The following is a 19,771-nucleotide window of genomic DNA, read 5'->3' as shown; positions in this document are numbered from 1 at the left end:
AACTTGCTAACTTGCTAACTTGCTAACTTGCTAACTTGCTAACTTGCTAACTTGCTAACTTGCTAACTTGCTAACTTGCTAACTTGCTCTGCTTCCAATCTCATACAAAACGCTGTAAGTTGCTTGTTACTAAGAATAAAACACGCACAACTTATGCAATCAGCAGTATCAAATTGGCAATCTAAATTAAATGCATTAGGGCCGGGAATTTTAATGGCTACAGCCGCCATTGGTGGCTCACATCTAGTAGCATCAACACAAGCAGGATCGTTATTCGGCTGGCAGCTATTTTGGCTAATCATTGTAGTAAACGTATTGAAGTACCCATTCTTTCGATTTGGTATGGAGTACACCCTTGCGACCAAACAAAGTTTAGTTGAAGGCTACAAGCAAAAAGGGCCGGGGTATTTCTATAGTTTTATTGCGCTTAATATTGTCGCTGCGGTAGTAAATACTGCGGGGGTTTTATTATTAACGGCCAGTCTGCTGCACTATGCATTACCTGTCACTGTTTCTGTAACTTTATTATGCTGGCTGATTTTAGCTGTGTGTTTGCTTATTTTGTTGTTGGGGCACTTTAAGGCACTCGATAATGTCTCAAAGCTCATTATGGGCTTGCTAACGGTTACCACCTTAGCTGCGCTAGTTGTCGCTATTAACAATGGCCCAATGGCACCGGTTGACTATGTGGGCCCGTCACCGTATGAGCTTGCCATGCTTGGCTTTATGGTCGCGCTCATGGGCTGGATGCCTGCTCCTATCGAAATATCAGCAATCAGCTCACTGTGGCTAAAAGAAAAGCAGCATCAACAAGCTGTGACAAAGCAACAAGGCTTGTTTGATTTTAATTTGGGCTACTGGCTTACCGCAGCACTTGCTTTAGTGTTTTTTTCATTAGGTGTGTTAGTGCAATATGGCCAAGCACAGGCTGTGCAATTAGGTGGAGTCGCCTTTGCGAAGCAGCTAATTGATATGTACGCCTTCACTATGGGCGAGTGGGCAAGGCCACTGGTTTCAGGTATTGCTTTTTTATGTATGTTTGGCACCACGCTAACAGTGCTTGATGGCTACGCCAGAACATTAAATGAGTCGCATAAACTGCTACCGATTAAACAATCTAAACACAGTTTAAACATGTGGTTATTACTACAAGCATTTGCTGGCATGGCAGTGATTTTATTCTTTAAATCAGCCCTTGGCCCAATGCTTACTTTTGCTATGACCCTCGCTTTTGTAACCACTCCTGTATTTGCATGGCTGAACTTTAGTTTAGTGCGCTCAGAACCCAGCATTCATCACTCAACCTTACTTCGCATATTGAGTTGGTTAGGCTTAGCTTATTTGGTGGGCTTTGCGCTAGTGTTTTTGGTTTGGAAACTCGCTTAGTTAGCGAGTTACAAGGGGAAAGAGTAAAGTTAGAGCTGTCAGATTGACAGTTAGCGAGTTACTAGGGGAAGAGTAAAGTTTTCGAGCTGCTTGACTTAGATAGTGGCAAGTTTAGAGTTTCTAACTTTCTAACTTTCTAACTTTCTAACTTTCTAACTTTCTAACTTTCTAACTTTCTAACTTTCTAACTTTCTAACTTTCTAACTTTCTAACTCAACTCCCTAATCGCATTACTAATCCCATCTAGCGTGAGTGGGTACATGCGGTTGTCCATTAACTGCTTTATAAAATCTATCGATTGATAATAGCGCCAGTGTTCAACGGGTTGTGGGTTGAGCCAAGCGACTTTATCAAAGTGATTGGTTATGCGGTTTAACCAAGCGCTGCCGGGTTCTTCATTCCAATGCTCAACGCTGCCACCTGGGTAGGCGATTTCGTAAGGGCCCATGGTGGCATCGCCAACAAAGATCACCTTGTAGTCGCTGGTGAACTTGTTAATCAAGGTCATGGTATCAATTACGTTAGAGTGACGACGTTCGTTGTCTTGCCAAACATGCTCATACAAACAGTTATGAAAATAGTAAAACTCAAGGTGCTTAAATTCACTATGGGCGGCACTAAATAACTCTTCGCAGGTATGAATGTAATCATCCATTGAACCGCCGATATCAAACAGCATCAATACTTTTACCGCATTATGGCGCTCTGGTGCCATTTTTACATCGAGCATGCCGCCTTGTTTTGCAGTTGCGCGAATGGTTTCGGTTAAATCGAGAGTATCGCTTGCACCAGTACGGGCAAATTTACGCAGTTTTTTTAGAGCGAGTTTAATGGTGCGTGAGCCAATTTCACGGTCACTATCAAGGTTTCGGTAGCTGCGTTTATCCCATACTTTAACGGCACGGCGATGTCGGTTACCGTCTTGGCCTATGCGAACACCTTCAGGGTTATAACCATAGGCACCAAATGGCGAAGTGCCACCGGTACCTACCCACTTATTACCTCCAGCATGGCGCTTTTGCTGCTCTTCAAGGCGTTGCTTGAGGGTTTCCATGAGTTTATCAAGGCCGCCCATGGCTTGTAATTGCGCCTTTTCTTCTTCGCTTAAGTGTTTTTCAAACTCTTTGCGTAGCCAATCATCAGGCAAGGCATGTTGCTGTTTTAAGCTTTCGAGCAGATCAAGGTCGGCTACGCCACTAAAGTAATCTGCAAAGGCTTTATCAAAACGATCAAAGTGGGTTTCATCCTTGACCATGATGGTACGCGCTAAGTAATAAAACGCGTCAACATCGGCAAAAATAACCCCTTGCTTGAGCGCATTGATCAAATCAAGTAGCTCTCGCAAACTAACAGGTAAGCGGTATTCGCGAAGCTTAAAGAAAAACGCAATTAACATCTTAACGGCGGCTCATAAACGCAAGTTTTTCGACTAGGCTAATGTCTTGCTCGTTCTTTAATAGTGCGCCAAACATTGGCATTAAGCCGCCTTTTTGGCTTTTATCATGCAGTGTTTTAGCGTCTATATCTTCGGCCATCAGTAGCTTTAACCAATCAAGCAATTCGCTGGTTGATGGTTTTTTCTTAATGCCATTAACTTCACGTAGATTAAAGAACACCTCAAGTGCTTGGCGAACTAGGTCTTGTTTAACGTGAGGGTGATGCACATCGATAATTTGCGCCATTTCTTCACTACTTGGAAAATCAATGTAATGGAAAAAACAACGACGTAAAAAGGCATCTGGCAGCTCTTTTTCGTTATTCGACGTAATGATCACAATCGGACGCTGCTTTGCAACCACGCGCTCGCCCGTCTCATAAACATGAAACTCCATTTTATCGAGCTCTAATAGCAAGTCGTTGGGAAATTCAATATCGGCTTTGTCGATTTCATCAATCAATAATACAGGGCGTTTGTTATGTTGCTCACCATAGGTAAAGGCTTGCCATAATTTCCCTTTTACAATGTAGTTGCTGATATCGTGCACTCGCTCGTCACCTAACTGGCTGTCGCGAAGGCGCGATACCGCATCATATTCATACAGGCCTTGCTGCGCCTTAGTGGTTGATTTGATGTGCCACTGAATTAGTGTGGTGTCTAAGCTTTTTGCAAGCTCCTCGGCCAGCATGGTTTTACCTGTGCCGGGCTCACCTTTTATTAGCAGCGGCTTTTCGAGCAAGATCGCTGCGTTAACCGCTTGTTTTAATGAGTTACTGGCAATGTAGTTATCGGTTGAATTAAAAAGCACGATGTCACCTTATCTGGTCTGAGCAGTGATTAATAACGTCATGATGCCACAGTTAGTCGGCGTCTGAAAGGTATGCAAAACGCGGTATCGTTTTACCCTCTACAGTGACGGTTTCTGTAAACATACTAAGCGGGCGTGCCCACATGCCAAATTCTCCGTATAGAGCTTGGTAAATTACTAATGGCTCATTCGTTTCGCTGTGGGTGGCAACATATTCAACTTTGTATTTTGGACCTTTGTAATGTTGGTAAATACCGGGTTTGATTGTCATGTGTTTATCTCGCATCTTGGAGTCATTTGGGTATAATTGCAGTTTGCACATTTTACGCTGAAACAAACTGCCTAAACTATGAATTATATTTCGTTAGATGAATACAAAAAAGCCTGGGTTTTTCGTCATAAAGATATGCCGATAAGCAGCGAAGACGCAGCACAAATTAAACCAATGAGCGCTGAACGCGCTGCGGTTTTATGGACTACTATGGTGAGCCGCGAGCATGATCACCCTGACTTTTTTGATAAAACAGATTGGTGCGGCAAAGACGACAGCTTTTCAGAGACCATTAACTGGGAAAGTGCATGGGAAGCGGGCGACGAACAGTTACCAGAAGAAATCCTTAACCACTTAGCGTGGGAAGCAAACACGACGGTCTATTTTTGCATGGCTCGTGACAACATCATTGAAACCAGCTTTGCTGTTTTTAAACGTTGTTGGCAAAACTTTATGTTTTTAGCTGATGGTAGTTTGTTGTTAGGTAAAAAGCGTGATGCAGTGGTGCAGTTTTTAGAAACAGGTAACGCAAAATTGGGTAAAAAAGGCGCAGTAAAGTAGCGCTCAATAAACGCTCTATGCTATAAAACAGTCAAGCAATTGTTTTATAAGAGCGCGCATTGTCTAAACCAACTTCACAGAGCGAACACTCGCAACAAGCCGAAATTTGGCAAACTGATGCCGAGCGAGCTTTGTATGCGCAGTTATGTAATGCATTTTATGCTCGTGAGATCCCGCGTTTAGTTGATGAACCTGATACAGCAAGGCTAAAACGTTTATTAGCAAGCCTGCCTTACTATATTGAGCGTTTAGCTATACGTATTGTCAGTGGTGATGCGCCACTACAGCTCGATTCACAAAATGGCAGTTGGCTTGAAAAACAAAAAACAACGCCGCCTGTTTATAATAAAAAAGACTCAAAAGACTTTTATAGTCAACATGCTAAGCGCGGGTTAATTGTTCCCGTGCTAATTAATGACGAGCAATGTACAACCGTGCGCATAGACAGCTTAGATCAAGTAAGCGACAATAAGGTACATTGCAACGAGCTTGGTTGGTTTGATACTTCCGGTGAATCGCTAGAAAACACGCATATTCAATTACTTAAGCCTGCAAAGGCGGTGATGGCAGCTGCGTGTTGCGGTCATCAATGGCAATTTAATAAACGCATCACACCTAAGCGTTTGTCATTAAGAGAAATGCTACTAGCAAGCAATATAAATTGGCGTAATTTAAAACGCCCTTTGACTTAATTTAACCGCGAAGGAGTGTTCAATGCGGGTTTTTCAATTCGCCTTGTTGTGTTTGGCTTTATTTATTCAGTACCGCTTATGGTTTGGGCATAATGGGGTGCAAGATTACACTCGTTTAAAACAAGCGGTTACCTCTCATCAAGACACCAATGCGAAATTATTAAAGCGCAATAAAGTGCTCAAAGCCGATATTGAAGACTTAAAACTCGGTCAAGAGGGCATCGAAGAGCGGGCGCGTAATGAATTAGGAATGATTAAACCTGGCGAAACCTTTATTCGCGTATTACCAGGTCAACAGCAAAATGAACACTAAGCAAACTATCACCGCCATTGTTCCCGCTGCGGGAGTAGGGAGTCGAATGCAACATTCGGCGCCAAAGCAGTATATTGAACTTGCGGGTAAAACTATTTTAGAACATACCCTAAGTAAACTTGCAGAACTTAACGAATTAAACACCATCAAAGTAGCAATTAGCGATGATGACGGCTACTTTGCTGATTTACCACATATAGATAAGCGTATTGAGCGTGTGTCTGGTGGTAAAGAGCGCGCTGATTCTGTGCTTAACGCCTTGCTATCACTTGCTGACAACCCACCTGATTGGGTACTTGTTCACGATGCGGCAAGGCCGTTAGTGTGTCTGGCTGATATTCGGCGTTTAATAACGGAATGTATCGCTGCTAATGAAGGCGGTATTTTAGCGTCAAAAGTAAAAGACACCATTAAGCGCGGTCATACCCACAGTGAGCAAACTGTGCCACGTGATGATTTATGGCAGGCACTCACCCCTCAGCTTTTCCCTTACCAAGCGCTGACTAATGCGCTATCAAGCGCCCTTAAAAATGGTGTGACTATCACTGATGAAGCATCGGCAATTGAATGGGCTAAGCAGCCTGTTAAGCTGGTTGCAGGTCGCAGTGACAATATTAAGATTACCACCCCGGAAGATTTAGATTTAGCAGCATTTTTACTGCAAAAACAACAAAACGAGAGTATCTCATGATTCGAATTGGCCATGGCTTTGATGTACATAAATTTGGCGGCGAAGGCCCGTTGGTAATTTGTGGTGAAAAAATAGATTACCCACAAGGCTTTTTAGCACATTCAGATGGTGATGTTGCCATTCACGCATTGTGTGATGCCATTTTAGGTGCATTGGCAATGGGTGATATTGGCAAGCATTTCCCTGATACTGCGAGCGAATACGAAAATATTGATAGCCGAATTTTACTACGCCACGTGGTTGGGCTTGCTAAAGAGCAAGGTTATGTACTTGGCAATGCCGACGTCACGATTGTTGCGCAAGCCCCAAAAATGTTGCCACATATTCAAGCTATGCGTGAAAACTTATGCCAAGACCTTGAAGCTGATATGTCACAAGTTAATGTGAAAGCAACGACCACTGAGAAGCTTGGGTTTGAAGGTCGTAAAGAAGGTATCTCAAGCCACGCTGTGGTGATTATGAGTAAACAAAGCGCATGAGTGAGTTAAACTACCTATATGGCAAACCTCTTTCTAAGGCCGACTTTAAAACTCACGCCGAAGACTTCATGGTTGATGAAGACTTAGGTATTGAGTTTACCGGTTCTGGTGAACATGTTTGCTTACAGGTTGTAAAAAAAGGTGAAAATACTCAGTTTATTGCGAAACGTATTGCCGAAAAAGCAGGGGTATCTCCACGTGATGTGAGTTATGCAGGCTTAAAAGACCGTCATGGCGTGTGTACCCAATGGTTTAGCGTGCCAGTTCCAATTAAAAAGCACATAGAATTTAGCGAACTGAATAACGAGCAGTTTTTTGTAATATCGCAACAGCGCCATAACCGTAAGCTCAGAACTGGCTGCCATAAAGGCAATCGCTTTACCATTACATTACGTAATGTAACTGAGCCGCTGGATATTTTGTGCCGTATCAACGCGGTGCGTGCTGGTGTGCCTAATTACTTTGGTGAGCAGCGCTTTGGCCATGGTGGTCACAACCTTGAAATGGCAAAGCGCATGTTTGCTGGTGAGCGTATCCGCGATAAAAAATTGCGTGGCTTAGTTATTTCAGCTGCGCGCTCTTATGTATTTAATGAAATCGTGAGTATGCGGGTTGCCGAGCATGGCCTTGCGAAAACAATGCACCGCGAAGTGTTTATGCTCAGCGGCAGTAATGCATTTTTTGAAGACAATATTAGTGATGACAATATTGCGCGCTTAGCGTCTGGCGATATTGTGATGTCGGCCCCTATGGTTGGTAAAGGCGAAAAAGGCCTGACCGAAACCGAAAAAGTGTGGCTCGAACCTTATCAGTCTTGGATAAATGGCCTTAGCGAACTTGGCCTTAAGAATGAGCGTAGAATGTTACGACTTATTCCTGATTCATTAACTGTTGAAACAATTGACGAAACTACTTTAAAGTTAAGTTTTGGTTTACCAAAAGGCTGTTTTGCTACCGCCTTGCTGCGTGAGCTGGTGGACTATCAAGATGCAAGCCCCAGAGAACAAAAACAAAAGGATGCGTAAATGAAAATCTTATTGAGCAATGATGATGGCGTACATGCTAAAGGGATTGCGGTTTTGTATCATGCATTGACGCAAATAGCAGATGTGACTTTAGTCGCGCCAGATCGTAATTGTAGTGGCGCAAGTAATTCATTAACGCTCATGAACCCATTGCGTGCAACCACCCTTGATAATGGCTTTCTTTCGATTAATGGCACGCCGACTGACTGTGTGCATTTGGGAGTTAATGAATTAGTCGAGCAGCAGCCAGATCTAGTGGTTGCAGGAATAAACCACGGCGCCAACCTAGGTGATGATACCTTGTATTCAGGTACAGTAGCAGCTGCCACTGAAGGGCGCCACTTAGGACTGCCAGCGATTGCTGTGTCGTTATGCTCTAAAGAAGGAAATCACTTTGAAACTGCAGCTGCGGTTGCGGTGAGTATTATCAAAGAGTTGGCATCGCACCCATTACCGAAAGATCAAATCATCAACTTAAACGTGCCAGATATTCCGCTTACAGAGCTAAAAGGAGTTAAGGTAACCCGTTTAGGTTCGCGTCATAAAGCTGAAACCATGACGAAACAACAAGATCCATGGGGCCGTGACATTTATTGGTATGGTACCCTTGGTGCTGAAAGTGATGCAGGTGAAGGTACTGATTTTTATGCCATTAATAATGGTTATGCATCAGTGACCCCGCTTAGTGTTGATATGACGGCGAAAGAGAGCTTACAAGCCGTCGATAGCTGGTTAGCAAATATGGAGATTAATAGTGCTGACTAATTATAATCGCAGTGCACTGGCATTAGCTGAACTATTAAAACGCGAGGGTGTAGAAGATAGTTCTGTGCTTGAAGCGATAGCCTCAACACCCAGACACATTTTTATTGATGATGTTTTGCAACACAAAGCTTATCAAAATACTGCACTGCCAATCGGTCAAGGACAAACGATTTCGCAGCCATATATTGTCGCACGTATGACTGAGCTGCTCCGCTTAGCGGGTGTACGTGATAAAGTGCTCGAAATTGGCACAGGCTCTGGCTACCAAACAGCAATATTGGCAAAAACCTTCACTAAAGTGTGCTCGGTAGAGCGTATAAAAGCATTGCAATGGCAAGCAAAACGCCGTTTGCACAAGCTTGATTTATATAATGTCACCATGAAACATGGTGACGGTTGGCAAGGCTGGCAGTCGCAAGCTCCGTTTGAGGGGATTATTGTCACAGCAGCAGCGGCCACTATGCCACAAGGACTTCTGGCACAACTTGCTGATGGGGGCGTTATGATTGCACCTATCGGTGAGCAAGATCAGCAATTAATGATGGTCGTTAGAAATGGCGATACATTTACAGAACATAAAGTTGCACCAGTAAGATTTGTACCTTTGGTACCTGGTGATATTGAATAGGACGTTATACTTTGAAGTTGTTTACTAAGTTATATGATATGGCGCTGGTATGGGCTAAACATCGTCATGCGGAGCGTTATTTAGCAGGGATGAGTTTTGCTGAATCTGTCTTTTTTCCGGTGCCACCGGATGTCATGCTAGCCCCTATGTCGCTTGCTCAGCCAGATAAAGCATGGCGCTTTGCCAGTTTTACTACTATTGCTTCTGTGATTGGCGGTATTTTAGGTTACTTACTTGGCTTTTGGTTATTCGAACCGGTAGTTGAACCGCTGATTGCGCAAATGGGTTGGCAAGCTAAATTTGACACAGCGCTAAGTTGGTTTGAAAACTATGGTGTATGGGTGGTGTTTTTAGCGGGCTTCTCTCCTATACCTTATAAGGTTTTCACCATAGGTGCAGGTTTGATGCAAATGGCATTCTTGCCATTTTTAATTGCCTCGGCAATAGGTCGTGGCGCGCGTTTCTTCTTAGTGTCGGCTTTAATGAAGTGGGGCGGCGTTAAAATGGAGCAAAAATTACGTCAATATGTTGAAGCGCTTGGCTGGGGATTAGTTGTTTTAGTTGTGGTTGCGTACTTTTTACTACGATAACCCGTAAAACCATTAAACTAGTACGATAAGGAGCATTTTACGATGAGCAGGCAGTTAACAGTCTATGTTACTTTGTTTCTTAGTATTTTGCTCTTTGGTTGTACTTCTCGCGAAGCACCGGCACCGGTTAGTAGTTTAGATAATAAAGTTAAACCCGCCACTCGCAAAGTAAATATCTCTGGCTCAAAATATGTAGTCAAAAAGGGCGATACTTTGTATTCAATTGCTTTTAGCGCTCAGCAAGATTTTCGAACGCTTGCAAAAATAAACGATATTCCAGCACCTTATACCATCTTCCCCGGACAGAGTATTTCGCTCACAAAATCGGCACAAAAATCAAAAAAGACGAAAAAATATACGAATTCGAGTAAAAAGTCTACTGTTTCTATACAAAAAAATAACAAAAAATTAAAGAAAGGGCTTGATCAGCCAAAACAACGAGAGTATGTTCAGAAACAAGCCAACAAAATAATTAGTGAAAAAAAGCGTAATTCTAATGCCAAAGTTGTATGGGGCTGGCCTGCAAAAGGTAAAGTCACAAAACGCTTCTCTAATAAAGAGAACGGCTTTAAAGGATTACAGATCACTAATAAACAAGGGGCTTCTGTTTTAGCTGCTGCACATGGAACTGTGGTATACGCGGGCAACGCATTGAGGGGGTACGGTAATTTAATCATATTGAAACACAATGATGATTACCTAAGCGCTTACGCGCACAATTCAAAGTTGCTTGTAAAGGAAAAACAGGAAGTAAAGGCAGGGCAGAAAATAGCAGAAATGGGCAGTTCAGACTCTTCGGTTACGGCTTTGAGATTTGAAATTCGTTATCGGGGTCAAGCAGTCAATCCTGCTAAGTATCTACCTTAGCCATTTAGGGTATTGATAAAGTGATTTAGCTCAATCACATATTTGCTCGGGAGGACGCTTATGGGTCACACAGCAAAACTAGAGAAAAAAACTGACGCGATTGACGATAAATTTGATGACACGGTAGTTGAAGAACAATCTTCTGAGTTACTAGAAGAAGTCGACAACGAAGATGAAATTTTTGCGAAAGAAGAAGTTACCAAAAATCTTGATGCCACACAGTTGTATCTTGGTGAGATTGGTTTTTCTCCGCTGCTAAGCGCAGAAGAAGAAGTTTATTTTGCTCGAAAAGCACTGAAAGGCTGCGAAGCCTCTCGCAAGCGAATGATTGAAAGTAATTTACGTTTAGTGGTGAAAATTGCCCGCCGCTACAACAACCGTGGCCTTGCGCTACTAGACCTTATTGAAGAAGGTAATTTAGGCCTTATTAGAGCCGTTGAGAAATTTGACCCAGAACGAGGTTTTCGTTTTTCAACTTATGCAACTTGGTGGATACGTCAAACTATCGAACGTGCCATCATGAACCAAACACGTACGATTCGTTTACCTATCCACGTGGTCAAAGAGCTGAATGTTTATTTAAGAACAGCTCGTGAATTAACGCAGAAACTTGACCATGAACCAACCGCAGAAGAAATTGCAGAGTGCTTAGATAAGCCGGTTGAAGATGTTACTAAGATGCTGCGTTTAAACGAAAAAATCACCTCGGTGGATACACCTATCGGTGGTGAAAATGACAAAGCGTTATTAGATATTATCGCCGATGAAAAAGACTATGGTCCAGAGGGCGAAGTACAGAGTAATGACATTAACAAGCACATTGTTGATTGGCTTGGAGAGTTAAACCCGAAACAGCGTGAAGTGCTTGCTCGTCGTTTTGGTTTACTAGGCTATGAGCCATCAACCCTTGAAGATGTTGGTCGTGAAATTGGCTTAACACGTGAACGTGTAAGACAAATACAAGTTGAAGCATTACGTCGCTTAAAAGACATTTTGCAACACGAAGGGTTAAGTACAGATAGCCTATTCGACCAATTCACCTAATTTGACAACAATACATAGGCCTTCGGGTCTAGAACACACAAAAAAGCTGACATTACGTCAGCTTTTTTTATACCTCTTTTATTGCACTACAGTAAATCTTTTAATTGATACAGTAGTTGGTGTGCTTGTCTTGGCGTTAAGCTGTCTGGATCAAGCTGTTTTAAGGTTAATTCAAGCTCAGAAGGCTCATCATCAAAACTTAACGTTTGCTGTTGCTGCTCAATAGGAGCAGTAACAGGTTGGTGATTCTCAAGCATTTTAAGCTTTTGTTTTGCTTGTTGGATCACCGCTTTTGGTACACCAGCCAAGGCAGCAACTTGTAAACCAAAGCTCTTGCTTGCTGCGCCTTCAAGCACGGTATGCATAAAGGCAATGGTGTCGTTGTGCTCAATGGCATCTAGGTGCACATTAACTAACCCCGTTTTTTGCTCGGCCAGTTCGGTTAGCTCAAAATAGTGGGTTGCAAATAAGGTCTTAGCGGCAATTTTTGATGCTAAATAATCAGCCGTTGCATAGGCAAGCGATAAACCATCATAAGTCGAAGTACCGCGACCAATTTCATCCATCAGTACCAGTGATTGCGCTGTAGCGTTATTTAAAATTGTTGCTGTTTCGGTCATTTCAACCATGAAGGTTGAGCGCCCTGATGCTAGGTCATCACTTGCGCCAATACGCGTAAAGATACGGTCAATATTACCAATCTCTGCACTATCAGCAGGAACGTAGCAACCAATGTGAGCCATTAGAACAATAAGTGCAGTTTGGCGCATATAGGTCGATTTACCACCCATATTTGGACCTGTGATAATCAACATTTTACGGTCGTTATTAAGCTCCACAGGGTTAGCTATAAACGGGTCTTTCATTACCTGCTCTACTACCGGGTGGCGACCTTGCTTAATACTGATATTATCGTTATCGCACAGAGTTGGCTTAGCATAATTAAGCGCTTGCGCACGTTCGGCTAAATTGTTCAGTACATCTAAATCAGCTAGAACAGCTGCCATTGTTTGTAGCTGCTCAATGTGCGGAGCAATAAACTCAAAGAGTTGCTCGTAAAGCTGTTTTTCAAGCGCTAGCGCTTTTGACTGGCTACCAAGTACTTTATCTTCGTGCTCTTTAAGCTCTGGGATAATATAGCGCTCATTATTTTTTAGCGTTTGGCGGCGAATATAATCCGCAGGAACTAAATGTGAATTAGCGCGGCTTACTTCAATAAAAAAGCCATGCACCTTGTTATAGCCTATTTTTAAGGTGCTAATGCCAGTGCGTTCACGCTCACGTTCTTCAAGCTTTTCGAGAATATCGGTAGCACCTTGGCTTAGGGCGCGCCATTCATCAAGTTCGCTGTTGTAACCCGGTGCAATTACACCCCCATCACGAATAAGCACCGGTGGGGTTTCGATTACAGCACGCTCTAGTAAGTCTTGTAGCTCAGGTAACTGTTGCGACTTTGCAATAATTTGACTAATACGCGGATCGTTAGCATCTAGTAATAGTTCGTGAAGTGGCGCGAGAGCTTGCAGTGCGCTACGCAGGCGCGTTAAATCTCGGGGCCTAGCTGTGCAAAGCGCTAAACGGGCGATAACACGTTCAATATCGCCAATTTGCTTTAATGACTCTTGTAGCTCACCACATAATTGCGCATCGATAATTGCGCTAATTGCGTTTAGTCGAGAGTTGAGCTCTGTTTTGCTGCGCACAGGGGTATGAATACGACGCTTTAATAAGCGTGAACCCATAGCTGTGGCTGTTTTATCAAGTACTTGTGCAAGTGTATTTTCGTAACCGCCCGATAAATTAACCGTTAGTTCAAGGTTTTTACGAGTTGCTGCATCTAAGATCACTGCGTGTTCGTTTTGCTCAAGGGTGATTGCACGAATATGCGGCAGGGCTATGCGCTGAGTGTCTTTTACGTATTGCATTAAGCAGCCTGCAGCCACTAAAGCTGCGTGTGCTTTGTCTACTCCAAAACCAACTAAATCTTTGGTGCCAAATTGGTCGCAAAGTAAATGCTGCGCAGTATCTAGATCAAATTCCCATTCTGGGCGACGACGCGCGCCTTTGATATGTTCAATTAAGTGCACATTTGCAAATGTTTCACTGTAAAGCAGCTCAGCAGGTGCTAAACGCTGTAATGTTGAGCTAAATGCTTCGTCGGTATTAACTTCTAACACATTGAATCGGCCAGAGTTAATATCTAAGTAGGCAATACCATATAGGCCTTGTTTGTTTTGCCATACACTGGTTAGCAGGTTGTCTTGGCGTTCTTGTAATAACGCTTCGTCAGAAATTGTGCCCGGTGTAACAATACGTACAACTTTACGCTCAACAGGGCCTTTGCTAGTTGCTGGGTCGCCAACTTGTTCACAAATAGCTACTGACTCACCCATTTGTACAAGGCGAGCTAAATAGTTTTCGACTGCGTGATAGGGTACGCCCGCCATTGGAATGGGATCGCCACCGGCTTTACCTCGATGGGTTTGAGAAATATCAAGAAGTTGCGCTGCACGCTTGGCATCATCAAAGAAAAGTTCGTAAAAGTCGCCCATACGATAAAACAATAAAATATCCCGATGCTCGGCTTTTATTTTTAGATACTGCTGCATCATAGGGGTTTGTTGTTTTATAGTGTGCGGTGCATAAAGATCAAACGACATGTATTTACCCAAAGGCTGAATATGGAATTACATCAAGAGATTAAAACACTTGCTGCGAAATTAGGAGCTATTTTAACGGATAAACGCTTATGGATCACTACCGCAGAGTCATGCACTGGTGGTGGAGTAAGTTATGCACTAACCGATACCCCAGGCAGTTCTAATTATATTGACCGAGCGTTTGTCACTTATAGTAACCAAGCAAAACATGAGCTCATTGGAGTTAGCGAGCAAACCTTAAACAGCTTTGGTGCGGTGAGTGAGCAAACCGTTGTTGAAATGGCATCGGGGGCGGCAAAAGCAGCAAACGCCGATATCGCAATAGCTATTTCGGGAATAGCAGGCCCCGGTGGTGGAACACTGGATAAACCTGTGGGATTAGTATGGTTTTGCATTCATTTTGCTGGTCAAAACTACCCAAGTCAGCAAGTTTTCTCTGGCGATCGAGCTGAAGTTAGAATGCAAGCTATTGTTTATTCATTAAAAAATATAATTGAATTGATAAAATCTGAAAATTAGCTTGATACTGTGATTTCATACAGTATACTGTCTGCATTAGCCGGATTTGGAGAACAGAATGAACGATAACAAACAAAAAGCCTTAGACGCTGCTTTATCACAAATTGAGCGTCAATTTGGTAAAGGCTCAATTATGAAATTGGGCGACAATAAAGCCCTAGATATTGAAGCAATCTCAACAGGTTCACTAGGTATCGATATCGCACTAGGTATTGGTGGTTTACCTACTGGTCGTATTGTTGAAGTGTATGGTCCTGAATCATCAGGTAAAACAACGCTTACTTTACAAGTTATCGCTGAAGCTCAAAAGCAAGGTAAAACGTGTGCATTCGTAGATGCTGAGCACGCTCTAGATCCTGTATACGCACAAAAATTGGGTGTAAACATTGATGACTTACTTGTTTCTCAACCAGATACTGGTGAGCAAGCATTAGAAATCTGTGACATGTTAGTTCGTTCAAGTGCTGTTGATGTTGTGATTGTTGACTCGGTAGCAGCTTTAACACCAAAAGCTGAAATCGAAGGTGACATGGGTGACTCACACATGGGTCTACAAGCTCGCTTAATGTCACAAGCTTTACGTAAGCTTACAGGTAACATCAAGCGCTCAAACACACTATGTATTTTCATCAACCAAATCCGTATGAAAATTGGTGTTATGTTTGGTAATCCTGAAACAACAACAGGTGGTAACGCACTTAAATTCTACTCTTCAGTACGTATCGATATTCGTCGTATTGGTTCTGTGAAAGAAGGCGACGAGGTTGTTGGTAACGAAACTCGCGTTAAAGTTGTTAAGAACAAGGTTGCTCCGCCGTTTAAACAAGCTGAGTTCATCATCATGTATGGTGAAGGTATTTCTAAACAAGGCGAGTTAATTGACCTAGGTGTTAAGCATAAGATTGTTGAAAAATCAGGTGCTTGGTACAGCTACAATGGCAGCAAAGTTGGTCAAGGTAAAGCAAACTCAATTAAGTTCTTAAAAGACAACCCAGAGATCGCAGATGAGATCGAAGGTAAGTTACGTGAGATGCTATTACTTCAGGCAACTGAACAACCAGAAGATGGTGAAGATGCAGGCCTATTAGCTGAAGACGAGCTATAAACACCTCAAAAGAGTACAGTTAAGCGTGATTTGACCCGCACTTAACACAAAAAAGACCGCTACACAGTTAGCGGTTTTTTTATGGGTGGAAGTTAGCGAGAGTAAAGTTAGAAAGAGTAAAGTTAGAAAGAGTGTAGTTAGTGAGAGTAAAGTTAGCGAGGGTAAAGTTAGCGAGGGTAAAGTTAGCGAGGGTAAAGTTAGCGAGGGTAAAGTTAGCAAGGGTAAAGTTAGCAAGGGTAAAGTTAGCAAGGGTAAAGTTAGCAAGGGTAAAGTTAGCAAGGGTAAAGTTAGTAAGGGTAAAGTTAGCGAGGGTAAAGTTAGAAAAGGTAAACTTTACTCTTGCAACTCTTCCATGAAAAAGCCGCATATAATGCGGCTTTTAATGTACTTAAAGCTTAAAATTTACAGCTTCGAGCTCAAGCTTACAGCTGCCAGTTGAAAGACACTGAGTAGTTACGCGGTGCGCCGTAATAACCTTGAGCCCAGAAAAGACTGTGGATGTACTTTTCGTTGGTCACGTTATTAACGTTTAAGTTAACGCTCATATTGTCGTTAATATCGTATGTTGCCATTAGGTTTAATAGGCCGTACGCATCTTGCGTTGTGGTGATAAGTGCAGCATTCGTAGCCGCATCACGCACTTGTACGCGCTTTGTATCGTCTTGCCAACGATAGTTTAAGCCAAAGGTTAAACCATCAATCTCAGGCACTTTGTGAGTTACAGCAAGTTTGAATTGGTTTTCAGGCGTGTAGTTTTTTACTAATTCATCACCATCAATGTTTAGGTTACTGTAGCTAAAGCTCGCACTCAGTGTTTCGTTGATTTGACCACTAAGTTCTACTTCAATACCGTCGCTGTTAATGCCATCTGCGCCATAGTAGCGAGTGTCATCAGGTAATGAATCAGGGATAGCAACAGCAAGGCCAACTTGTTTAGCGTCAAAGTAAGCAACTGTTACAAATAAGTCGTCATCAAGTAGCTGTGCTTTCACACCAATTTCACTGCTTTTACCTGTGATTGGATCTAAGTAATCACCATTGATGTCACGCTCTGTTTGCGGTACGAAGGTTTCTGTGTAGCTTGCATAAGTTGAGAAGTTTTCGTTGATATCATACACAGCACCGAAGTATGGCACTGTCTGGTCGCTGTCTTTGTCTTTAGCAACGCCGTAAGAGGCACCTTCAGTTTCCCAGTTAACTTGGCTTACACCTGCTAAAATACTGAATGCGTCAGTTGCGCGAATGCGAGTTGAAATATACGCTGAGCGTTGACGACTAGTGATATCAGCTCCTGTTAAACCATCAGTAAGTGTTGGTACTGGCGCAACACCGTCCCAGCCACCTAGCTCAGGCATTGCAGGAAAACCATTGCCTGTAGTGTAGTCATATAATGATTTATCTTTGTTATCCATATCTGCTTGGTTTACACCAAATGACAGATCATGTTCCATACCAAATAAATCAAATTTACCTGTTGCGTAGATATCTAAAATGTCGTGCTTATCTTTGTGGTCATATTCACTGGCATAACCAGTTAGGCCAAGACCTGTTTCTCTGTCTGGTGTGCCGTAAACATAGAAAAGCTCAGAATCTTGCTCATTTTCTAAGTGCGCGTAGCTTGCTTTTAAGAACCAAGTATTGGTGATTGCTTGCTCAATTGATAAGAACAGCTGCTCAGTTGTGTTATTCCAATAAGACCAATCAGACGCTGTGCTAGTTGAAGCGTCAAAGTTTGTTGCTGAACCATCGCTGTAATAAAGCGGTAAGGCACCCCACAGTGGGCTATCAGCATCTTTCTTTTGATTTACATAGTTTGCAGTTACTACTGTGCTGTCAGTTAGCTGGCCTTCGTAGGCTAGGTAATAAATTGTTTTATCTTGCTCGTAGCGGTCAAGGTATGACTCAGTTTTGTGCTTGGTAAATACCGCACGTACAGCGTGGTTTTCGTTGATAGCAGTTGAAGCGTCAAGCTCTAAACGCTTATTGTCCCAAGAACCATACGATACAGACGCATTTACTTGCGTTTGATAAGTAGGGCGCTTTAGAACCATGTTGACTGTTGCTGATGGGTTACCAGCACCTGTCATTAAACCATTGGCACCACGTACAATTTCAACACTATCGAAAATAGAAGTATCTAGAGTACCTTGGATTGAACCGTTGTCTTGCGGCATACCCATGCCATTAACTTGGAAGTTGGTGATCTCAAAACCACGAGCTTTAAAATAAGTACGGTCAGTTTCGATTTGCTCAACAGTGACACCCGGTGTGCTTTCAAGTACAGCGTTTAGATTATCGAGTGAGAAGTCATCCATCAACGCACGTGAAACAACAGAGATTGACTGTGGTGTTTCTTTAATTGTTAGCCCTAATTTGGTTGCTGACTGTGCTTCTTCAGTGATGTAGTTTTTATGATGCTGGCCATACACGGCAATTTTTTCAATTGCTTGTTCTTCTTTTTGTTGTTCTGCAAAAGCGTGGCCACTTAAAAGTGCTGAGGTCACAAGGCTTAATTGAGATAAGCGCAAAAATTTTGTTGATGACATGCAAAGTTCCAATTAGTTCAATGAATAGTGAAATTAATGCGTAATTTAATCTAAATGAAAATAATTTGCAATTAGGTCTTGCTGTTTTGGTGAGTAATTGTTTGCAAAAAAGTTTAAAGGGCACAGAAATATAAAAAGGAGATATAAAAAAAGCGGCCGAAGCCGCTTCAGGAAGTAAAATAAGTTTAAATTTTAAAACACGTATTTTGCAGAGAATTGTAGACGATCCATATCGCCGTCAGCACCGCTTTCTAACTCACGCTCAGCATGTTTAAACTCAACACCAAATGTAAGCTTTTTAACAGGCGAATATAATAGGTTGGCACTATAGCTTTGGCTCATTTCTGTAGGGTCGCCAGTCACAGCTAGTAAATCTGTGTTGTTATCTGCTGAAAAGAATGAATAAAGGAAAGTTGAGCGCCATTGGCTGTTCCAGTGTTGTTGATAGGCAATGAAACCTGATGTTGAATCAATTGCATCTAAATCATCACCGTCAAGCACAGCACCATGAGCGACATTTAAACCAACATAACGGCCTAAACCTGTGCCTTGAGTTAGCATAAATTTAAGGTTATTTTGTCCAAAATTTACTTTACCAGATGCACTGATACCGAACGATGATGTATCTGCATCAATGCCATTTTGTTTATAAGTTAACTGACGAGCAAGACCGGTAAATACTAATTCACCCCAGTCAGCTTTATGTGCGTAACGTGCTGTAAAGTCAGGCATTGATGCATCATCAGTAGCTACACGTGCGCCGCCAACTGTGACTGTGCTCTCTGGATTTTCGATAGAGAATGACCAATTACCGGTAGTGTAACGTGCCTGTGCTTGACGTACGAACACAGTACCTTCTGCAGGACCAACGAAGTCGAGTGTTTCTGGTAATGCGCCTACGTTTTGAAAGTTTGACCAAGCTTGACCAAATAACCAACCATCATAAGTCACAAATGCTTGACGAATACGAGGCGCGTAAGAGTTACTAACACGCTCGTTACCGCCTGGCGCTGAAGCAATAAAGTCTATTTCAATTTTAGTTTTGATGGTTTTACCATCGTCTAATTTTGTTGCTGTACCTAGGTTAAAGCGAGATTGGCGTGCATGCATGTCAAATACTGCATCGCTGTCGCTGTCTGCGCCTACCGGTGTTGTACCTGGTACATAGAAGTCACGGCCAATGCTGCCGCCAGCTGGTACGCCTGCTGAGTAATCACTCCACATAGCATCAAGTTTTACATAGCCACCATAAGAGACGTCAGTGTTACCAATGGTTGCGGCGTTAGCGGTACCTGCAAGTGCACATAAAACAGCTGAAGCTGTGAGTGTTTTTAATGCGGTTACTTTTGTTGTTGTCATAATGTGTATTCCTGTCGAAGCTAC

Annotated in this window: 21 protein-coding genes; 14 read left to right on the top strand and 7 right to left on the bottom strand. The window is 42.6% G+C overall.

The features are described from left to right. Positions 1-213 precede the first annotated feature (213 nt). Positions 214-1,386: an NRAMP family divalent metal transporter gene (locus AUR67_RS14220; RefSeq protein ID WP_414858341.1), complete on the top strand. Its 1,173-nt coding sequence runs from the start codon at positions 214-216 to the stop codon at positions 1,384-1,386. Between the two features lie 208 nt (positions 1,387-1,594). On the opposite strand, the gene AUR67_RS14215 is transcribed toward AUR67_RS14220, so the two are convergent. The 3 genes from AUR67_RS14215 to AUR67_RS14205 are packed head-to-tail and all read right to left on the bottom strand — an operon-like array spanning position 1,595 to position 3,903. Further along, positions 1,595-2,782: a vWA domain-containing protein gene (locus tag AUR67_RS14215; protein ID WP_054551134.1), complete on the bottom strand. Its 1,188-nt coding sequence runs from the start codon at positions 2,780-2,782 to the stop codon at positions 1,595-1,597. A 1-nt stretch (position 2,783) separates the two neighbouring features. Continuing rightward, entirely contained in the window at positions 2,784-3,632 is an 849-nt protein-coding gene (locus AUR67_RS14210; RefSeq protein ID WP_058585777.1) for an AAA family ATPase, read from the bottom strand. 52 nt (positions 3,633-3,684) lie between these two features. Continuing rightward, positions 3,685-3,903 (bottom strand): DUF1653 domain-containing protein, encoded by a 219-nt coding sequence (locus tag AUR67_RS14205; protein WP_055021017.1) that lies wholly within the window; start codon positions 3,901-3,903, stop codon positions 3,685-3,687. Positions 3,904-3,981: 78 nt separating this feature from the next. Here AUR67_RS14205 and AUR67_RS14200 point away from each other — a divergent pair, with 78 nt between their 5' ends. The 11 genes from AUR67_RS14200 to rpoS are packed head-to-tail and all read left to right on the top strand — an operon-like array spanning position 3,982 to position 11,558. Continuing rightward, positions 3,982-4,464: a DUF2947 domain-containing protein gene (locus AUR67_RS14200; protein WP_058585776.1), complete on the top strand. Its 483-nt coding sequence runs from the start codon at positions 3,982-3,984 to the stop codon at positions 4,462-4,464. Positions 4,465-4,523: 59 nt separating this feature from the next. Then, positions 4,524-5,156 carry a hypothetical protein gene (locus AUR67_RS14195; protein ID WP_058585775.1) on the top strand — a complete coding sequence of 211 codons (633 nt, stop codon included), beginning with the start codon at positions 4,524-4,526 and terminating at the stop codon, positions 5,154-5,156. A 22-nt stretch (positions 5,157-5,178) separates the two neighbouring features. Then, positions 5,179-5,469 carry a cell division protein FtsB gene (gene ftsB, locus AUR67_RS14190; RefSeq protein ID WP_054560903.1) on the top strand — a complete coding sequence of 97 codons (291 nt, stop codon included), beginning with the start codon at positions 5,179-5,181 and terminating at the stop codon, positions 5,467-5,469. Then, on the top strand, positions 5,459-6,160 hold the full coding sequence (gene ispD, locus AUR67_RS14185) for a 2-C-methyl-D-erythritol 4-phosphate cytidylyltransferase (RefSeq protein ID WP_058585774.1): 702 nt from the start codon (positions 5,459-5,461) through the stop codon (positions 6,158-6,160). The genes ftsB and ispD overlap by 11 nt, the downstream gene beginning before the upstream one ends. After that, positions 6,157-6,639, top strand: a complete 483-nt coding sequence (gene ispF / locus AUR67_RS14180; protein WP_058585773.1) for a 2-C-methyl-D-erythritol 2,4-cyclodiphosphate synthase — start codon at positions 6,157-6,159, stop codon at positions 6,637-6,639. Before ispD ends, ispF begins: the two co-directional genes overlap by 4 nt. Continuing rightward, a complete protein-coding gene (gene truD / locus AUR67_RS14175) occupies positions 6,636-7,664 on the top strand; it encodes a tRNA pseudouridine(13) synthase TruD (RefSeq protein WP_058585772.1) in 1,029 nt (342 codons plus the stop codon). The genes ispF and truD overlap by 4 nt, the downstream gene beginning before the upstream one ends. Then, the gene (gene surE, locus AUR67_RS14170) at positions 7,665-8,429 is read left to right on the top strand and encodes a 5'/3'-nucleotidase SurE (RefSeq protein ID WP_058585771.1); all 765 of its coding nucleotides are present in this window, start codon (positions 7,665-7,667) and stop codon (positions 8,427-8,429) included. Then, the gene (locus AUR67_RS14165) at positions 8,419-9,057 is read left to right on the top strand and encodes a protein-L-isoaspartate(D-aspartate) O-methyltransferase (protein ID WP_058585770.1); all 639 of its coding nucleotides are present in this window, start codon (positions 8,419-8,421) and stop codon (positions 9,055-9,057) included. Before surE ends, AUR67_RS14165 begins: the two co-directional genes overlap by 11 nt. Before the next feature lie 11 nt (positions 9,058-9,068). Further along, complete coding sequence (locus tag AUR67_RS14160; RefSeq protein WP_054551145.1) at positions 9,069-9,647, top strand: YqaA family protein; 579 nt, start codon at positions 9,069-9,071, stop codon at positions 9,645-9,647. 42 nt (positions 9,648-9,689) lie between these two features. Continuing rightward, complete coding sequence (locus AUR67_RS14155) at positions 9,690-10,514, top strand: peptidoglycan DD-metalloendopeptidase family protein (protein ID WP_055021015.1); 825 nt, start codon at positions 9,690-9,692, stop codon at positions 10,512-10,514. A 60-nt stretch (positions 10,515-10,574) separates the two neighbouring features. After that, positions 10,575-11,558 (top strand): RNA polymerase sigma factor RpoS, encoded by a 984-nt coding sequence (gene rpoS, locus AUR67_RS14150; protein ID WP_058585769.1) that lies wholly within the window; start codon positions 10,575-10,577, stop codon positions 11,556-11,558. A gap of 86 nt (positions 11,559-11,644) precedes the next feature. Here rpoS and mutS read toward each other — a convergent pair whose 3' ends face one another. After that, positions 11,645-14,218 carry a DNA mismatch repair protein MutS gene (mutS, locus tag AUR67_RS14145; RefSeq protein ID WP_055021014.1) on the bottom strand — a complete coding sequence of 858 codons (2,574 nt, stop codon included), beginning with the start codon at positions 14,216-14,218 and terminating at the stop codon, positions 11,645-11,647. 21 nt (positions 14,219-14,239) lie between these two features. Between mutS and AUR67_RS14140 the strand changes: the two genes are divergently transcribed. Together AUR67_RS14140 and recA are read left to right on the top strand one after the other, a co-directional pair. Then, positions 14,240-14,737, top strand: a complete 498-nt coding sequence (locus AUR67_RS14140; protein ID WP_058585768.1) for a CinA family protein — start codon at positions 14,240-14,242, stop codon at positions 14,735-14,737. A gap of 58 nt (positions 14,738-14,795) precedes the next feature. Further along, positions 14,796-15,842 (top strand): recombinase RecA, encoded by a 1,047-nt coding sequence (gene recA / locus AUR67_RS14135; protein WP_054560894.1) that lies wholly within the window; start codon positions 14,796-14,798, stop codon positions 15,840-15,842. 79 nt (positions 15,843-15,921) lie between these two features. On the opposite strand, the gene AUR67_RS20940 is transcribed toward recA, so the two are convergent. From AUR67_RS20940 to AUR67_RS14120, 3 genes are all read right to left on the bottom strand, one after another. Further along, entirely contained in the window at positions 15,922-16,209 is a 288-nt protein-coding gene (locus AUR67_RS20940) for a pentapeptide repeat-containing protein (protein WP_082665645.1), read from the bottom strand. Between the two features lie 55 nt (positions 16,210-16,264). Further along, positions 16,265-18,388, bottom strand: a complete 2,124-nt coding sequence (locus tag AUR67_RS14125; RefSeq protein WP_058585766.1) for a TonB-dependent siderophore receptor — start codon at positions 18,386-18,388, stop codon at positions 16,265-16,267. A gap of 192 nt (positions 18,389-18,580) precedes the next feature. Continuing rightward, positions 18,581-19,747: a DcaP family trimeric outer membrane transporter gene (locus AUR67_RS14120; protein WP_054560892.1), complete on the bottom strand. Its 1,167-nt coding sequence runs from the start codon at positions 19,745-19,747 to the stop codon at positions 18,581-18,583. Positions 19,748-19,771: the final 24 nt, after the last annotated feature.

Source organism: Pseudoalteromonas sp. XI10 (genome assembly GCF_001469895.1).
Classification (GTDB): Bacteria; Pseudomonadota; Gammaproteobacteria; order Enterobacterales; family Alteromonadaceae; genus Pseudoalteromonas.
This window is presented reverse-complemented; position numbering and strand designations above follow the sequence as displayed.